Below are 16280 nucleotides of genomic sequence, written 5' to 3'. Positions count from 1 at the left end.
ACCCGCTGCCCCCCACAAAATTGTTTTTCTTGTTGCTTTGCGTATTGTCGCGGCGGGGGGGGCGCCCCGGGGGGGGGGGCCCCCCCGGGGGGGGCGGGGGGCCCCCCCCCCCCCCGCCTCTCTTCGTTTCCGGACCCAAGCCACCCCGGCCCACCCCACCTGTGCTCCACACGTCCTTTGCTCTGCTTCAGCGGACGCAACAGAGAGCGGCGCGAACCGTTGCGTCCGCTGAAGCAGAGCAAAGGGGGCGCAGGGGGCGGCCGGAGGGCCGGGGCGAGGGGCAGAGCCGTACCCCCCGCGGGGTACGCACGGCGGAGCGAATAGCCCGCCCGGGTGGCGGGAATGCGGACGGGGAGGTACGTGTTGACGATGCCGGACGAGGTGTGCGGCCCGATTGCCGGGTCGGCTCAGGCCCATGGCACACTGGTCAGTCGGCCACCGGTTCCGGTTCACGCCCGAGCCCGTCGCGTACGGCGCGACGAGTGATGACGGCGACCCGGCGACCACCAACGAGAGGACCGAGGCGAGATGAAGGCAAACATCCACCCGGAGTACGTGACCACCGAGGTCAGCTGCTCCTGCGGTAACACGTTCACGACCCGCAGCACCGCCAAGGGCGGGGCGATCCACGTCGAGACCTGCAGCGCCTGCCACCCGTTCTACACCGGTAAGCAGCGCGTTCTCGACACCGCCGGTCGGGTCGCGAAGTTCCAGCAGAAGTACGCCAAGGTTCAGGCCAAGAAGGCCAAGTAACTCCCCGTTCGGCGCCCGTGTCCGGTTTACCGCCGGACACGGGCGCCGTCCGCGTTTCGCCTGTTTCCACGCGCCGTCGGCCATCGGGCCGAGTCCGGTGTCGCACCGTCGAAGGAGCATCCGCAGCATGAGCAGCGAGCGTCTGGCCGGCCTCCTCGACGAGTACGCGGAGCTGGAGAAGCGGTTGGCCGACCCGGCCATCCACGCCGACCAGGCGACCGCGCGTCGGGTGGGTCGCCGGTACGCCGAGCTGGTGCCGCTGCACAAGGCCGCCGGCGAACTGGAGCAGGCCCGCGCCGACCTGGCGGCGGCCCGTGAACTGGCCGACGAGGATCCCTCGTTCGCCGCCGAGGCGGACTCCATCGCGGCGTCGGTGCCGGCCCTGGAGGAGCGCCTGGCCGAGCTGCTCATCCCTCGCGATCCGCACGACGCCAAGGACGTGATCGTCGAGATCAAGGCCGGCGAGGGCGGTGAGGAGTCGGCGCTGTTCGCCGGCGACCTGCTGCGGATGTACACCCGGTACGCCGAGCGGCACGGCTGGATCACCGAGGTGATCGACGCGCAGGACTCCGACCTCGGCGGGGTCAAGGACGTCTCCCTGTCGATCAAGACGAAGGGCGTGCCGGAGGGCGGGAACGGCGTCTGGTCGCGGCTCAAGTGGGAGGGCGGCGTGCACCGGGTGCAGCGCGTACCGGTCACCGAGTCGCAGGGCCGCATCCACACCAGCGCCGCCGGGGTGCTGGTGCTGCCGGAGGCCGAGGACGTCGACGTCACCATCGATCAGAACGACCTGCGTATCGACGTGTTCCGCTCGTCCGGTCCGGGTGGCCAGTCGGTGAACACGACGGACTCGGCGGTACGGATCACGCACGTCCCGACCGGCATCGTCGTCTCCTGTCAGAACGAGAAGTCCCAGTTGCAGAACCGGGAGCAGGCGATGCGGATCCTGCGGGCCCGGCTGCTCGCCGCCGCTCAGGAGCAGGCCGACGCCGCCGCGTCGGACGCCCGCAAGGCGCAGGTGCGCACCGTGGACCGTTCGGAGCGCATCCGCACCTACAACTTCCCGCAGAACCGGATCACCGACCACCGGATCGGCTACACGGCGTACAACCTGGACCTGGCGCTCGCCGGCGACCTGGACGGGGTGCTGGACGCCCTGGTCGAGGCCGACCGCGCCGCCCGCCTCGCCGGCGACACCGAACTGACCCGGCGCTGACCGCTGCCAGCCGTTGAGCGACCCCGCCGAGGGGTCAACTCGCGCGGGGCCGTGACTTGGCGCGCAGCATCTCCCGGTCGGCCTGCTCGAAGGCGACGCTGAGCGCGTCGCGCAGCCCGCCTCCGCCGGAGACCTCGGCGAAGCCGATGCTCACCCCGACCGGGGTGCCCGGCACCAGCGACTCCCAGTCCTCGTTGCGGACCGCCGCCTCGATCCGGCGGGCCACCTCGGCGGCCTCGGTCATGCCGGTGTCCGGGAGCACCACGACGAACTCGTCGCCGCCGTAGCGGGCCACGAAGTCACCCCGGCGCATCACCCGGTTGATCACTCCGGCGATGCGTTGCAGCACCAGGTCACCGGAGTGGTGGCCGTGCCGGGTGTTGACCGCCTTGAAGCCGTCCAGGTCGCACACGCCGATGACGACCCGCTCGCCCCGGGTGACGACAGCGGTGATGTACCGCTCGAGGCGACGTCGGTTGGGCAGCCCGGTGAGCGGGTCGGTCAACGCCTCACCCTCGTACCGTGCCGCCTCCCGACGCATCTCCTCGTGGTCGATACGGGCGGCGATGCCGTCGATGTAGACGTCGCGGAGCCGGTCGTTGCGCTGCGCGGCGAGCCGGAACGCCAGCCGGTCGGCCCGGTGGGCCGCGGGATGGTCACCGGCGTGGGCCAGCGCGATGCTGCGCAGCCGGGCCGGCTCGGCCGCCCCGAGCGTCTCGGTGGACACCCGGATGGTGTCCAGCCGGGTGACCGCCTCGATGGGCCGACCGTCGGCGACGGCCAGGCAGACCATGCCGAGCTGCCGCAGGTCCCGCGCGCGGGCGCTGTCACCGCCGTGGGTGAGGAGCCGGGAGGGTACGGCGTCGCCGGGCGGTTCCAGCGTGTCGCCGAGCGCTGCCTGCCGTGCCGCCGAGTACCCGTACGCGGCGAGACTGCTCGGACGCAGACGACCAGCCCGCCCGCTGTGGACGAACTGCGCCAGGTCGGCCGCCACGTCCCGCAGCACGCGTAGGCAGCCGTCACTGTCGCCGTTGTGGTCCAGCGCCACGGCGTTACGCAGCCGGATGCCCGGCGCGGCGAACGTCTCCTCCGGGATTCCGGCGGTCAGACCGAGCTGCCGTGCACGTTCGATCGCGCCCAGGGCGTACCCGTGGAAGCTGAGGTAGCTGTAGGCCATCGCGAGGTCGTGCCAGCCCCAGGCGGTGTCCCGGTCCGGGTCGTCGACGGCGCTCAGCGCCCGGGCGGCCTTGACGAGGTGGGTGACGCAGCGGTCCAGCGCGCCCTGGTGATGCGCGGCGAGGGCGGCCAGCGCGTTGAGGTGCCCGTGCAGGTAGGGCTCGGCGAGGTCGCGGACGGCTGCGGACGCCTCCTCGATGGCCCGGGTGAACTCCGCCGTCCGGCCGAGATTGATCAGCGCCGAGAGGCGCTGCACCATGGCGTCCGCGCGAGCCGCCGGGTCCGAGGTGGTACGGATCACCCGTTCCAGGAGGGTGTACGACTCCGCGGAGCGACTTGCTTCCTGCAAAGCGCGGGCGTGCGAGAGAGTGTCAACCTGGTCATGGACCCGGTCGAGCCAGCCCACCCACAACCTCCCGTCGTGTGCGCCTCGACGCACCCGTTCATGGCGTCGTCCGCGACGCTTCATGATTATCGTGTGACCACTCTGCCGCAACACCCCCCCGAAGGGACAGGTCGTACCCGTCCGTCCGCCGCGGTGGCCCGGGCGGCCCGCGTGCTCGCGGCGGCCGGGGTGGGCCCGGCGCTCGTGGAGGCCGAGCTGTTGGCCGCGTACGTGTTGGACGTGCCCCGGGGACGGCTGGCCCTCGCCGACGACCTGGACGACGCCCAGGTGGCCCGGCTCGACGAGCTGGTCGGGCGTCGTGCCGGCCGGGAGCCGTTGCAGCACCTGACCGGTCGGGCGGGCTTCCGGCACCTGGAGCTGGCGGTCGGTCCGGGCGTCTTCGTGCCCCGCCCGGAGACGGAGCTGCTGGCCGGCTGGGGTGTCGAGCAGGGCCGGGGCCGAACGGAACCGCTGGTGGTGGATCTGTGCAGCGGTACCGGCGCCATCGCGTTGGCGGTGGCGCAGGAGCTGCCCGGGGCGCGGGTGATCGCCGTCGAGCGGTCCTCGGCGGCGCTGGTGTGGCTCCGCCGCAACGCGGCTGAGCGGGCCGCTGCGGGGGACCGGCCGATCGAGGTGGTCGAGGCCGACGTGACCGCTGCGGACCTGCTGGAGGGCCTGGTGGGTCGGGTGGACGTGCTGCTCTGCAATCCGCCGTACGTGCCCGTGGCCGTGGTGGTGCCGCCGGAGGTGGCCGCGCATGATCCGGCGGAGGCGGTCTTCGGAGGCGCCGACGGGCTGGCGGTGATCCGGCCGGTGATCGACCGGGCGGCGGCGCTGCTGCGACCCGGCGGCGTGATCGGGGTCGAGCACGACGACACGCACGACGTGGCGGTGCCGGAGCTGTTCGCCCGGGACGGCCGTTTCGACGCTGTTACGGAGCATCCGGACCTCGCCGGCCGCCCCCGGTACGCCACGGCGTTCCGACGGGCGGACGGCCAGCACACCGCGTCCGGGCCGGCGTGGCAGACTGACTCCCCGTGATGCTCTACGACTGCCGATCGCCCGCAGATCGGGACCGCGGCATCGCTGCGGCCATCGAGGCGGTCAAGAACGGCGAGCTGGTCGTCCTTCCGACGGACACCGTCTACGGGATCGGCGCGGACGCGTTCACGCCGTACGCGGTCAAGGCGCTGCTGGACGCGAAGGGCCGGGGCCGGCAGATGCCGCCGCCGGTGCTGATCGGTTCGCGGCACACCCTGGACGGCCTGGTCTTCTCGCTGCCCTCGGCGGCGCGGGACCTGGTGGAGGCGTTCTGGCCGGGTGCGCTGACGATCGTGGTCGAGCACTCGCCGAGCCTGCAGTGGGACCTGGGTGACAAGACCGGCACGGTGGCGGTGCGGATGCCGCTGCACCCGGTGGCCCTGGAGGTGCTGCGGGAGACCGGCCCGATGGCGGTCTCCTCGGCCAACAAGACGGGCCAGCCGGCCGCGGTGACCGCCGAGGAGGCGCGCGACCAGCTCAGCTACTCGGTGCGCGCGTACCTGGAGGCCGGGCCCTGCCCCGATCCGGTGCCGAGCACGATCGTGGACCTGACCGGCGAGGTGCCGCAGTTGCTGCGGGCCGGCGCGATTCCGCTGGAGAAGCTGCGCGACGTCGTACCGGACCTCCTCGACGTCCAGGGGGCCTGAGTGCCCCCGTTCACCGTCCTGCACGTGTGTATGGGCAACATCTGCCGTTCGCCGATGGCGGAGCGGCTGCTGGCCCTCGCGGTGCGGGAACGGTTGGCGCGGCGTTCACAGGACCTGGCCACGGCCGAGGAGTTGCTGCACAGCCACAGCGCCGGCACCGGTGGCTGGCACGCGGGCGAGGAGATGAACCCGCCGGCGGCGCGGCAGGTCGTCGACCGTGGCGGTGACGTCGACGGGTTCGCGGCGCGCAAGCTGCGCTCGGACCACATCGACGCCGCCGACCTGGTTCTGACGGCCACGGCCGACCAGCAGGAGTACGTGGTGGCGCTCCGTCCGGACGCGGCGGCCCGTACCTTTGTGCTGGGTGAGTTCGGCCGGCTGCTGGCCGCGGTGGACGCCGCCGCGTTGCCGGCGGGCGAGGCGACCCCGGAGGCGGTGTACGCGCGGGGCGTGGCCCTGGTGGCGGCGGCACACGACAACAGGCTGGGCGCCTCCGCGCTGCCCACCGACGATCTCGATGATCCGTGGGGGCGCGGCGACCAGTGCTTCACCAGGGTCGCGGACGAGATCGAGGAGACGGTCCACCCGCTGGCGGCCACGCTGCTGCCCTGAGCGCCGTGCGAGTTTCCTCCGGGTTTGAGGAAAACCAGGGGCGAAAGGGGCGTTGCGGGTCATTCTGAACGGGTCCTAGCGTGACCGGCTCCTGCGGGGAGAGCTGATGATCCGGGCCCGACTCGACAAACTGCTGACCGTGGTGATCGCCGGCGTGCTGGCCGGACTGGTGCTGGCCGGTGCCGCCCTACCCGCGGCCCTGGTCTTCGGTATCGGCTTCAGCGCTCTCAGCACGCCGTACTCGGAGCTGCCCAACACGCTCCGTACGCCGCCCACGGCGCAGCGCTCCAACCTCTACGCCAACGACGGCACCACCCTGATCACCTCCTTCTACCAGGAGGATCGGGTGGACGTCCCGCTGCGCGAGGTCGCCCCGGTGATGCGCCAGGCCATCGTGGCTGCCGAGGACGTCCGGTTCTACCAGCACAGCGGGGTGGACCTACGCGGGGTGGTACGCGCCTTCACGGTCAACAAGCGGGACGGCAAAACCCGGCAGGGCGCCTCCACCCTGACGATGCAGTACGTCCGCAACGTGCTCGGCAGCGACCCGCGGCTCACCGAGCGGCAGCGCCAGGCGGCGACCGAGATCACCACCGCCCGCAAGCTGCAGGAGATGCGGTACGCGTTGGCGCTGGAGCGGGAGTTGAGCAAGGAGGACATCCTCACCCGCTACCTCAACATCGCCTACTTCGGCGCCGGGGCGTACGGGATCGCAGCGGCCAGCAAGCGCTACTTCTCGGTGTCGCCCGCGGAGCTGACCCTGCCCCAGGCCGCGCTGCTGGCCGGGTTGGTCCGGTCGCCGGACAGTGACGACCCGATCAACGGGGACGCCGACAGCGCGCTGCGGCGGCGGACGTACGTGCTGGAACGCCTGGTCGAGACGGGTCAGGTCCCCGCCGATGCCGCAGCTGCGGCACTCGCCGAGCCCTTGCAGCTGCAACCCAGCGAGACACCGAACGACTGCACGGGTGTGCCCGACGGGCACAACGACTGGGGTTTCTTCTGCGACTGGTTCACCCGCTGGTGGAGCAGCCAGTCGGCGTTCGGGTCGAGCGCCGACGAGCGGCAGCGCACGCTGCGCCGCGGCGGGTTCTCCATCGTGTCGTCGCTCGACCCGGCAGTGCAGCGGACCACCACCGAGCAGGTCCTGCGCATCTACCGACAGACCGAGGCCCGGGCCGTACCGACCGCCGTGGTGCAGCCGGGCACCGGCCGGGTGCTGGCAATGTCGGTGAACCGCACCTACAGCGTCAAGGACAACCCGGTCGGACAGAAGAACCACCCCAACACGGTCAACCAGCTCGTCGCCGGCGGTGGGGCCATCGGCGGGTATCAGGGCGGTTCGACGTTCAAGCTGTTCGCCCTGCTGGCCGCGTTGGAATCCGGCCTGCCGCTGTCGACCGACTTCACGGCGCCGACGCAACTACTCACCCGCTTCCCGGTGACCGGGCCGGGCAGCTGCGACGGGCGCTGGTGCCCGTCCAACGCCAGCCCCTCGTCGATGGACGGCCCCCGCACCATGTGGACCGCGTTCGGCAGGTCGGTGAACACCTACTTCGCCTGGCTCACCGAGCGGGTCGGCGCGGACCGGGTGGTGGAGATGGCCGAGCGGCTCGGCATCGTGCTGCGTGCCGACTCCGACGAGCGGCTGGCCCGCTACGGCGCGAAGGACTGGGGCCCGTTCACCCTGGGCGTGGCCGCGACGACCCCGCTGGACCTGGCGACGGCGTACGCGACGGTGGCGGCCGAGGGGACGTGGTGCGCGCCGCTGCCGGTGGTCTCGATCAGCGACTCGGCCGGTCGTCCGGTGGACGCCGCCAAGCCGGACTGCCGCCAGGTGCTCGACACCGACGTGGCACGGGCGGCGGCGGACGCGGCCCGCTGCCCGGTGGGCGACCAGTCGATGTACGGGCGGTGCGACGGCGCCACGGCGCCCGACCTGCGATCCCGACTGGGCCGCCCGGTGGCCGGCAAGACCGGCAGCTCCGAGCGGTACGAGACGGAGACGGTGGTGGCCTTCACCCCGCAGTTGGCGGTCGCCTCGATGGCCGCCAACCCCGACGACCCGCGCGACGCGGTCGGTCAGGCGGTGCAGGCCCGCATGGTGACCGGGGTGGGTGAGGTGCTCGCCAGTGCCCTGCGAAACCAGCCCGTACAGGACTTCGTCCCCCCGAGCGAACGCGCCGCCTTCCAGCTGACCGCCGCCCGCACCACAAACTAACCCCCCGCCCCGTCCTGCCCCGGGCTCGGCGATCTTGCACCTTCTGTGGCGACTTAAGACTCCAAACGGGCAAGACGGCAACAGAATGTGCAAGATCGGCGTCGGCAGGGGCGTGGGCGTGGGCAGGGGCGTGGGGGTGGGCGTGGGCGCTAGCAAGGGGCGCGTCTGGGCGAGCGGGTGGGCGTGGGTGTGGGGGGTGGGGTGGCGTGGGGGTGGCTAGGGGGTTTGTTCGGCGTTGCGGGCTATGTTGCGGGCCATCCCGCCGAAGATCACCGCGTGGAACGGAGTCACCGAACCCCAGTAGGCGTGCCCGGCCAGACCGCGGGGGAGGAAGACGGCGCGTTGCTGGTAGCGGCTGTGGCCGTCCTCGGTCGGGAGCGCCCGCATCTCCAGCCAGGCACGGCCGGGTAGCCGCATCTCCGCGCGCAGCCGCAACAACTCGCCGGGGATGATCTCCTCCACCCGCCAGAAGTCCAGCGCCTCGCCGACCTGGAGGCGGTGCGGGTCGCGCCGGCCCCGTCGTAGCCCCACACCGCCGACCAGCCGGTCCAACCAGCCGCGTACCGACCAGGCGAGGGGGAACGAGTACCAGCCGTGCTCGCCGCCGACTCCCTCGATGACGCGCCAGAGCGCGGTCGGCGACGCGTCCACCGCCCGTTCCCGCACGTCGGTGTAGACGGTGCCGCCGGACCAGTCCGGGTCGCTGGGCAGTGGCTCGGCGGGCGCGTCCGGGCCGCTGGCGGTCGACCAGCGTGTCTCCACCTGCGCGTCGCGTACCTTGGCCAGCGCCAACGCCACCGCCTCGTCGAAGCCGGTGAGGCCGTCCGGCGGGTCGGGCACGTACCGGGCGATGTCGTGTTCGTGGGCGACGGCCTCGTGGATCAGGCTCTCCACCAGCGGGCGGGCGATCTTGTTCGGCACCGGGGTGATGAGGCCGACCCAGTGCGACGAGAGCGACGGTGTGAGGGGCCGGACCGGCAGGATGATCCGCCGCCGCAGGCCGGCCACCCGCGCGTAGCGCTGCATCATCTCGCGGAAGGTCAGCACGTCCGGGCCGCCGATGTCGAAACCGCGGTTGACCTCGGGGGGCAGCGTGGTGCAGCCGACCAGGTAGCGCAGCACGTCGCGGACCGCGATCGGCTGGATCCGGTTGCGGACCCACCGTGGCGTGACCATGGCGGGCAGCCGCTCGGTCAGGTAGCGCAGCATCTCGAACGACGCCGAGCCGGAGCCGATGATCACCGCCGCGCGGAGCACCGCCGTGGGCACCCCGCTGGACAGCAGGATCCGGCCCACCTCGGCCCGGGACCGCAGGTGCGGCGAGGGGACCTCGGCGTCGGCTGCCGGCTCCGGACCACCGAGGTAGACGATCCGGCGTACGCCTGCCGCGCGGGCCGCCGCCGCGAAGTTCGTCGCCGCCGTGCGGTCGGCCGCCTCGAAGTCCTTCCGGCCGAGCGAGTGCACCAGGAAGTACGCGACGTCCACGTCGGCGAAGGCTGCGGCCAGTGTCTCGGGCCGGCTCAGGTCACCCTCGACGATCTCGGCCGCCGCCGCCCAGGGCACGTCGCGCAGGCGTACGGCCTTGCGGGCCAGGCAACGTACGGTGTGCCCGTCGGCGAGCAGCAGCGGCGTCAGCCGCCCGCCGATGTATCCGGTGGCTCCGGTGACGAGGCATCTCACGGCTTCCAGTGTGCGGCTCCCGAAGGCCTGTTGCACAAGAACTGGCCGGCCTGCGGCGGGCCCGGACGACGCCTTGCCGGATTGCCGCCCGGACTCCCCCTCGGCTCGGCCGCCCATGTGCCACAGGCCCTAGACTCGTTCGCTGTGGAGACCGAGACGAGCACCTTCTGGGGGCCGGATTTCGCCCAGCTCAGGGCCACCGATCCGGAGATCGCCGGGGTGGTCCTCGGCGAGTTGGACCGGTTGCGGGGTGGCCTGCAACTGATCGCGAGCGAGAACCTGACCTCGCCGGCGGTGCTGGCCGCGCTCGGCTCGACGCTCACCAACAAGTACGCCGAGGGCTACCCGGGCCGGCGCTACTACGGCGGCTGTGCCGAGGTGGACCGGGCCGAGGAGATCGCGATCGCCCGGGCGAAGGAGCTGTTCGGGGCCGAGCACGCCAACCTCCAGCCGCACTCCGGGGCGAGCGCCAACCTGGCCGCGTACGCGGCGCTGGTGCGGCCGGGGGACACGGTGCTGGCGATGGACCTGCCGCACGGTGGGCACCTGACCCACGGCAGCAGGGTGAACTTCTCCGGCAGGTGGTTCCACCCGGTCGGTTACCCGGTCCGCCCGGACACCGAGGTGATCGACTACGACGAGGTCCGCGACCTGGCCCGTGCGCACCGGCCCAAGCTGATCATCTGCGGGGCCACCGCGTACCCCCGGTTGATCGACTTTGCGCGGTTCCGGGAGATCGCCGACGAGGTCGGCGCGTACCTGATGGTGGACGCGGCCCACTTCATCGGCCTGGTCGCCGGCCGGGCCATCCCGTCCCCGGTGCCGTACGCCGACGTCGTCTGCGCCACCACCCACAAGGTGCTGCGCGGCCCGCGCGGCGGCATGATCCTGTGCCGCGAGTCGTTGGCCCAGCGGATCGACAAGGCCGTCTTCCCGTTCACCCAGGGCGGCCCGCTGATGCACGCGGTCGCGGCCAAGGCGGTCGCGCTGCGCGAGGCGGCCCAGCCGGAGTTCCAGACGTACGCCCGGCAGGTGGTCAGCAACGCGCAGGCGCTCGCCGCCGGGCTGGCCGACGAGGGGATGCGCCCGGTGTCCGGTGGCACCGACACCCACCTCGCGCTGATCGACCTGCGGGAGCTGGGGGTGACGGGCGCGGAGGCGGAGGCACGCTGCGACGCCGCCTCGATCACGCTCAACAAGAACGCCATCCCGTACGACCCGCAGCCGCCGCTGGTGGCCTCGGGTATCCGGGTCGGTACGCCGAGCGTCACCACGCAGGGCATGCGCGAGGGTGAGCTGCGGCAGGTGGCCGCCCTGATCGCGCGGGCGGTGCGCACGAACCCGGGTGAGCCGGGTGGCGTCGACGCGCTGACCACGATCGGCGCCGAGGTGGCCGAACTGGTCGCGGCCTTCCCGGCGTACCCCCGTGGCTGAGCCCGGGGTGGTCGAGCCCGCCGCCGACCGGCGGTGGCGGTTGCGGCACCTGCCGGTGCTGTTGGCCGCGTCGGCGGCGCTGGCGGTGGTCGCGGCCGTGGTCGGCGGGGTGACCGGTGGCGCGTCGGCCGCGCTCGGCGCGGCGGCCGGGGTGGGCGTGACGGTGTTCAGCTACACGCTCACGACAGTGGTGCTGGCGCGGGCCGACCAGGTCAACCCGCAGTTGCTGCTGCCGCTCGGTGTGGGGCTCTACGTGCTGAAGTTCACCCTGTTGGGTGTCGTCCTGGTGGCGGTGGCGTCGACCGGTTGGGCGGGGTTGATCCCGCTCTGCCTCGGCATCGTCGCCGGGGTGGCAGTGTGGACGGCGGCGCACCTCTGGTGGCTGACCACGGTGCACGCCCGCCGCTCCGGCTGACCTGGTCATCGACTCGGGGTGTCCCACCTATCGGACGCGCGGCAATGTGTCGGCCTCCGGTCATTTTCCGACGGGCGGAAGGGGAGTAGCGTGCCCACAGACGACGGCGCCCACGAGAAGCCCACACAACGACGGTTGTGCGGGGGGTGAGGCACAGCCTCGTCTTCCCGGCTGATATCGTTCGCCCCGTCATGGCTGATGACCAAACCCCCCGTCCCGCCGGTCAACCGGACGACTATCCGTCCGGCGCCGGTCAGGGTTGGACCGCGCTGAGCTACCTCATCGGAGGCATGCTCGTGTGGGGTTTCATCGGCTGGCTGGTCGACCAGTGGCTCGATACCGGTGGCGTCGCCACCGGGATCGGCTTCGTGCTCGGCATGGCTGGGGGAGTCATCCTGGTCATCCGCCGACTCGGCACGCCTACTTAGGAAGGGACGCGGTGTTCGGACAGGCGAACGTCCTGGCAGCGGGCCAGGCAGAATTCCCACCTAGCAAGGAGGACTTCTACCTGCCCAGCATCCTGCCCTGGGGTGCGGAGAACTCTTACTGGTTCACCAAGTTCACGCTGATGATCTGGATCGCGGTCGGTGTCCTGATCATTTTCTTCCTGGCGACCTACCGCAACCCGAAGCTGGTGCCGACCAAGAAGCAGTGGTTCGCCGAGTCGATCTACGGCTTCGTGCGGAACAACATCGCGGTCGACATGATCGGGCACGCGGGCGTGCGGTTCGCGCCGTACTTCACCACGCTCTTCTGCTTCGTGCTGCTGACGAACGCGTTCGCGATCATCCCGGTCTTCCAGATCTCGCCGAACTCGCACATCGCCTTCCCGGCGATCCTCGCGGTGATCAGCTACGTGCTGTTCAACTACATCGGCATCCGGCACCACGGCTTCGCCAAGTACTTCAAGCACGCCCTGATCCCGCCGGCGCCCTGGTACATCCTGCCGCTGCTGATCCCGATCGAGGCGTTCTCGACCTTCATCATCCGGCCGTTCTCCTTGGCCGTTCGTCTCTTCGCGAACATGTTCGCCGGCCACATGCTCCTGCTGGTCTTCACGCTCGGCGGCTTCGCGATGCTCAACGCCAACGCCTGGTTGGCGCCGGTGTCGGTGGTCTCCTGGGTGATGACCGTGGCGCTGACCCTTCTCGAAGCGCTGGTCATCGTCCTGCAGGCCTACGTCTTCACGGTGCTGAGCGCCAGCTACATCCAGGGCGCTCTCGCCGAAGAGCACTGATCCACGCACCAACCGTTGTCGTCCCGCGTGAGAGTCACGCGTGATAACCAGGAGGAACCACACCAATGGACGCTAGCGTTCTCGCCGAGGTCACCGGTAGCACCGCTGCCATCGGCTACGGTCTCGCCGCCATCGGCCCGGGCATCGGCGTTGGCCTGGTCTTCGCCGCCTACATCCAGTCGACCGCCCGGCAGCCCGAGTCGTCGCGCATGACCCTGCCGTACGTCTGGATCGGCTTCGCCGTCATCGAGGCGCTCGCGCTGTTCGGCATCGCCTTCGGCTTCATCTGGGCCGGCTGATTCCGCCCCTTCCGACCGGGAGGTCACCCATGTTGTTCCTCCTCGCCGCCGAGGGTGGTGAGTCGGGCCACAACCCGATCATTCCGATCTGGCAAGAGATCGTGGTCGGCACGATCGCCTTCGCCGTGCTGTGCTTCGTGCTGATGAAGTTCGTCTTCCCGCGCATGGAGCAGACGTTCCAGGCTCGGGTCGACGCGATCGAGGGCGGCATCAAGCGCGCCGAGGCCGCGCAGGCCGAGGCGAACCAGCTGCTCGAGCAGTACCGTGCCCAGCTCGCCGAGGCTCGGACCGACGCCGCCAAGATCCGTGACGACGCGCGGGCCGACGCCGAGGGCATCCGGCAGGACATCCTCGCCAAGGCGCGGGAGGAGTCCGACCGGGTCATCCAGGCGGGCAAGGACGCGCTCGCCGCCGAGCGGGCCACCATCGTGCGCGAGCTGCGCGCGGAGGTCGGCACCATCGCGGTGGACCTGGCCAGCAAGATCGTCGGCGAGTCGCTGACCGACGAGGCGCGGCGCAAGGGCACTGTCGACCGGTTCCTGAGCGGTCTCGAGAGCACGGGGGCCCGCTGATGCAGGCCGCCAGCCGGGAGTCGTACAAGATCGCGGCCGAGCGCCTCGACGCGTACGTCCGCGGCGCGGAGCCGTCGGCGGTGGCCTCCACCGCCGACGCCATCCTCTCCGTGGCGACCCTGCTGCGGCGTGAGCCGCGGCTGCGCCGGGCGCTCTCCGAGCCGGCCCGTTCCGGCGAGGACCGCGGGGCGCTGCTCGGCGACATGCTGGGCGGGCGGATCGGCGCGGACGCGCTCGACCTGCTCGTGACGCTGGTCTCCGGCCGGTGGTCGGCACCGTCGGAACTGCTCGACGGCACCGAGCGCCTCGGCGTGGAGGCGCTGCTGGCCAGCGCCGACTCCGCCGGCGACCTGGGCGAGGTCGAGGACGAGCTGTTCCGCTTCGGCCAGGTCGTGGGTGGTCAGCCGGCGCTGAGCAACGCGCTGGCCGACCCGGTCGCCCCGGTCGAGCAGCGGGCCACCCTGGCCCGCGAGCTGCTCGCCGACAAGGCCCGTCCGGTCACCGTCCGCCTCGTCGAGGCGGCGCTCGGCGGTTTCGGGGGACGCTCCTTCAGCGGGGCGCTCACCCGGCTGGTCGAGCTGGCCGCCGACCGGCGTGACCGGCAGGTGGCGTACGTGACCGTCGCGGCCCCGTTGAGTGACGAGGACGAGCGTCGACTGGGTGCGAGCCTCACCGCGATATACGGTCGAGAGGTGTCCGTCAAGCAGACGGTCGACCCCGCCGTTCTCGGTGGAGTGAGTGTCCGGGTCGGTTCCGACCTGTACGACGGCACCATCCTGCGCCGCCTCAACGAGACCCGCAACGCGCTCGCGAAGCGCTGAACGGCTCACCGCCCAGCAACCGGGCGGTTCCGCCGCCCAGCGCCTGGATTGACAGACGCCATTCGGACCGGTTGGTACTAGGTATCCCGGGCCCCTGAATTTTAAGGAAGCAGAGGATGGCCGAGCTGACCATCTCGACGGAGGAGATCCGCGGCGCCCTGGAGCGCTACGTCTCCTCCTACTCGTCCGACGTCTCCCGCGAGGAGGTCGGCACCGTCGCCGACACCGGCGACGGCATCGCCCACGTCGAGGGCCTGCCCTCGACCAAGACCAACGAGCTCCTGGAGTTCGAGGACGGCACGCTCGGCGTGGCGCTGAACCTCGACGTGCGGGAGATCGGCGTGGTCGTCCTCGGTGACTCCGCCAAGCTGGAGGAGGGGCAGCGGGTCAAGCGCACCGACCGCGTGCTCTCGGTTCCGGTTGGTGACGCCTTCCTCGGCCGCGTGGTCAACGCGCTCGGCCAGCCGATCGACGGGCTCGGCGACATCGCCGACGAGGGCTACCGCGAGCTGGAGCTGCAGGCTCCGAACGTGATGTCCCGGCAGTCGGTGTTCGAGCCGCTGCAGACCGGCATCAAGGCGATCGACGCGATGACCCCGATCGGTCGGGGCCAGCGGCAGCTGATCATCGGTGACCGCAAGACCGGCAAGACCACCGTCGCGCTGGACGCCATCCTCAACCAGCGGGACAACTGGCGCACCGGCGACCCGAAGAAGCAGGTTCGCTGCATCTACGTCGCCATCGGCCAGAAGGCCTCCACCATCGCCTCGATCAAGGGGCAGCTGGAGGAGGCGGGCGCGCTGGAGTACACGACCATCGTGGCCTCGCCGGCGTCCGACCCGGCCGGCTTCAAGTACCTCGCCCCGTACACCGGCTCGTCCATCGGCCAGCACTGGATGTACGGCGGCAAGCACGTCCTGATCGTCTTCGACGACCTGAGCAAGCAGGCCGAGGCGTACCGGGCCGTGTCGCTGCTGCTGCGTCGCCCGCCGGGCCGTGAGGCGTACCCGGGTGACGTCTTCTACCTGCACTCCCGCCTGCTGGAGCGCTGCGCGAAGCTCTCCGACGAGCTGGGTGGCGGCTCGATGACCGGTCTGCCGATCATCGAGACCAAGGCCAACGACATCTCGGCCTTCATCCCGACCAACGTCATCTCGATCACCGACGGCCAGATCTTCCTGGAGACCGACCTGTTCAACCAGGGCGTTCGTCCGGCGATCAACGTCGGCACCTCGGTCTCCCGAGTCGGTGGCGCCGCGCAGGTGAAGCCGATGAAGAAGGTCTCTGGTTCGCTGCGGCTCAACCTGGCCCAGTACCGCGAGCTGGAGGCGTTCGCCGCCTTCGCCTCCGACCTGGACAAGGCCTCGCAGAACCAGCTGAACCGTGGTTCGCGTCTGGTGGAGCTGCTCAAGCAGTCGAACTACTCGCCGTTCCCGGTGCAGGAAGAGGTCGTCTCGGTCTGGTCCGGCGTCGAGGGCAAGCTCGACGACATCCCGGTCGGCGAGGTGCGGCGCTTCGAGTCGGAGTTCCTCCAGTACCTGCGGCACAAGCACGAGGGTGTCCTCGCGTCGATCGCCGACAACCAGTGGAACGACGACATCACCGGCTCCCTGGACACCGCGATCGCGGAGTTCAAGCAGGTCTTCCTCAACAAGGAGGACGAGCGCAAGGTCAACGACGCGCCGGCCGCCCCGCTCGAGGGCGACGAGAACCGCGAGACGGTGACCCGCTTCCGCGACGGCGCGACCGACCGCCCGGCCGAGAGCTGATC

The 16280-nt window shown here is 71.2% G+C and carries 16 protein-coding genes; 14 read left to right on the top strand and 2 right to left on the bottom strand.

The features are described from left to right. The first annotated feature begins 528 nt into the window (after positions 1–528). Positions 529–753, top strand: coding sequence for a 50S ribosomal protein L31 (gene rpmE / locus ACGFH9_RS00255; RefSeq protein ID WP_007464546.1), 225 nt, complete (start codon positions 529–531; stop codon positions 751–753). Positions 754–880: 127 nt separating this feature from the next. Continuing rightward, positions 881–1969 (top strand): peptide chain release factor 1, encoded by a 1089-nt coding sequence (gene prfA, locus ACGFH9_RS00250; RefSeq protein WP_393213088.1) that lies wholly within the window; start codon positions 881–883, stop codon positions 1967–1969. A gap of 34 nt (positions 1970–2003) precedes the next feature. On the opposite strand, the gene ACGFH9_RS00245 is transcribed toward prfA, so the two are convergent. After that, positions 2004–3551 carry a diguanylate cyclase domain-containing protein gene (locus ACGFH9_RS00245; protein ID WP_393213085.1) on the bottom strand — a complete coding sequence of 516 codons (1548 nt, stop codon included), beginning with the start codon at positions 3549–3551 and terminating at the stop codon, positions 2004–2006. Between the two features lie 72 nt (positions 3552–3623). Here ACGFH9_RS00245 and prmC point away from each other — a divergent pair, with 72 nt between their 5' ends. The 4 genes from prmC (at position 3624) to ACGFH9_RS00225 (ending at position 8051) form a co-directional block, all read left to right on the top strand. After that, positions 3624–4571, top strand: a complete 948-nt coding sequence (gene prmC / locus ACGFH9_RS00240; RefSeq protein WP_393213082.1) for a peptide chain release factor N(5)-glutamine methyltransferase — start codon at positions 3624–3626, stop codon at positions 4569–4571. Then, positions 4571–5218: an L-threonylcarbamoyladenylate synthase gene (locus ACGFH9_RS00235; RefSeq protein ID WP_393214160.1), complete on the top strand. Its 648-nt coding sequence runs from the start codon at positions 4571–4573 to the stop codon at positions 5216–5218. Before prmC ends, ACGFH9_RS00235 begins: the two co-directional genes overlap by 1 nt. Next, positions 5219–5830 (top strand): phosphotyrosine protein phosphatase, encoded by a 612-nt coding sequence (locus tag ACGFH9_RS00230; RefSeq protein ID WP_393213079.1) that lies wholly within the window; start codon positions 5219–5221, stop codon positions 5828–5830. Positions 5831–5936: 106 nt separating this feature from the next. Next, positions 5937–8051 carry a transglycosylase domain-containing protein gene (locus ACGFH9_RS00225; RefSeq protein WP_393213076.1) on the top strand — a complete coding sequence of 705 codons (2115 nt, stop codon included), beginning with the start codon at positions 5937–5939 and terminating at the stop codon, positions 8049–8051. 216 nt (positions 8052–8267) lie between these two features. Here the strand turns inward: ACGFH9_RS00225 and ACGFH9_RS00220 are convergent, their stop codons facing one another. Then, complete coding sequence (locus ACGFH9_RS00220; protein ID WP_355237483.1) at positions 8268–9731, bottom strand: SDR family oxidoreductase; 1464 nt, start codon at positions 9729–9731, stop codon at positions 8268–8270. A 144-nt stretch (positions 9732–9875) separates the two neighbouring features. Between ACGFH9_RS00220 and glyA the strand changes: the two genes are divergently transcribed. The 8 genes from glyA (at position 9876) to atpA (ending at position 16278) form a co-directional block, all read left to right on the top strand. After that, positions 9876–11165 (top strand): serine hydroxymethyltransferase, encoded by a 1290-nt coding sequence (gene glyA, locus ACGFH9_RS00215; protein WP_393213072.1) that lies wholly within the window; start codon positions 9876–9878, stop codon positions 11163–11165. Next, positions 11158–11580, top strand: a complete 423-nt coding sequence (locus ACGFH9_RS00210) for a hypothetical protein (RefSeq protein WP_355624777.1) — start codon at positions 11158–11160, stop codon at positions 11578–11580. The genes glyA and ACGFH9_RS00210 overlap by 8 nt, the downstream gene beginning before the upstream one ends. A 191-nt stretch (positions 11581–11771) precedes the next feature. Then, complete coding sequence (locus ACGFH9_RS00205) at positions 11772–12008, top strand: hypothetical protein (RefSeq protein ID WP_355052858.1); 237 nt, start codon at positions 11772–11774, stop codon at positions 12006–12008. An 11-nt stretch (positions 12009–12019) separates the two neighbouring features. After that, positions 12020–12817, top strand: a complete 798-nt coding sequence (gene atpB / locus ACGFH9_RS00200) for a F0F1 ATP synthase subunit A (RefSeq protein WP_393213067.1) — start codon at positions 12020–12022, stop codon at positions 12815–12817. A 65-nt stretch (positions 12818–12882) separates the two neighbouring features. After that, on the top strand, positions 12883–13116 hold the full coding sequence (locus ACGFH9_RS00195) for an ATP synthase F0 subunit C (protein WP_091405890.1): 234 nt from the start codon (positions 12883–12885) through the stop codon (positions 13114–13116). A gap of 32 nt (positions 13117–13148) precedes the next feature. Continuing rightward, positions 13149–13688 (top strand): F0F1 ATP synthase subunit B, encoded by a 540-nt coding sequence (locus tag ACGFH9_RS00190; protein ID WP_355237653.1) that lies wholly within the window; start codon positions 13149–13151, stop codon positions 13686–13688. Beyond that, on the top strand, positions 13688–14509 hold the full coding sequence (locus tag ACGFH9_RS00185; protein WP_393213064.1) for a F0F1 ATP synthase subunit delta: 822 nt from the start codon (positions 13688–13690) through the stop codon (positions 14507–14509). Before ACGFH9_RS00190 ends, ACGFH9_RS00185 begins: the two co-directional genes overlap by 1 nt. A 116-nt stretch (positions 14510–14625) precedes the next feature. Continuing rightward, on the top strand, positions 14626–16278 hold the full coding sequence (gene atpA, locus ACGFH9_RS00180; protein ID WP_393213061.1) for a F0F1 ATP synthase subunit alpha: 1653 nt from the start codon (positions 14626–14628) through the stop codon (positions 16276–16278). The last annotated feature ends 2 nt before the right edge of the window (positions 16279–16280 follow it).

This window comes from Micromonospora sp. NPDC049102, assembly GCF_043197485.1.
In the GTDB taxonomy this organism is placed as follows: Bacteria; Actinomycetota; Actinomycetes; order Mycobacteriales; family Micromonosporaceae; genus Micromonospora.
This window is presented reverse-complemented; position numbering and strand designations above follow the sequence as displayed.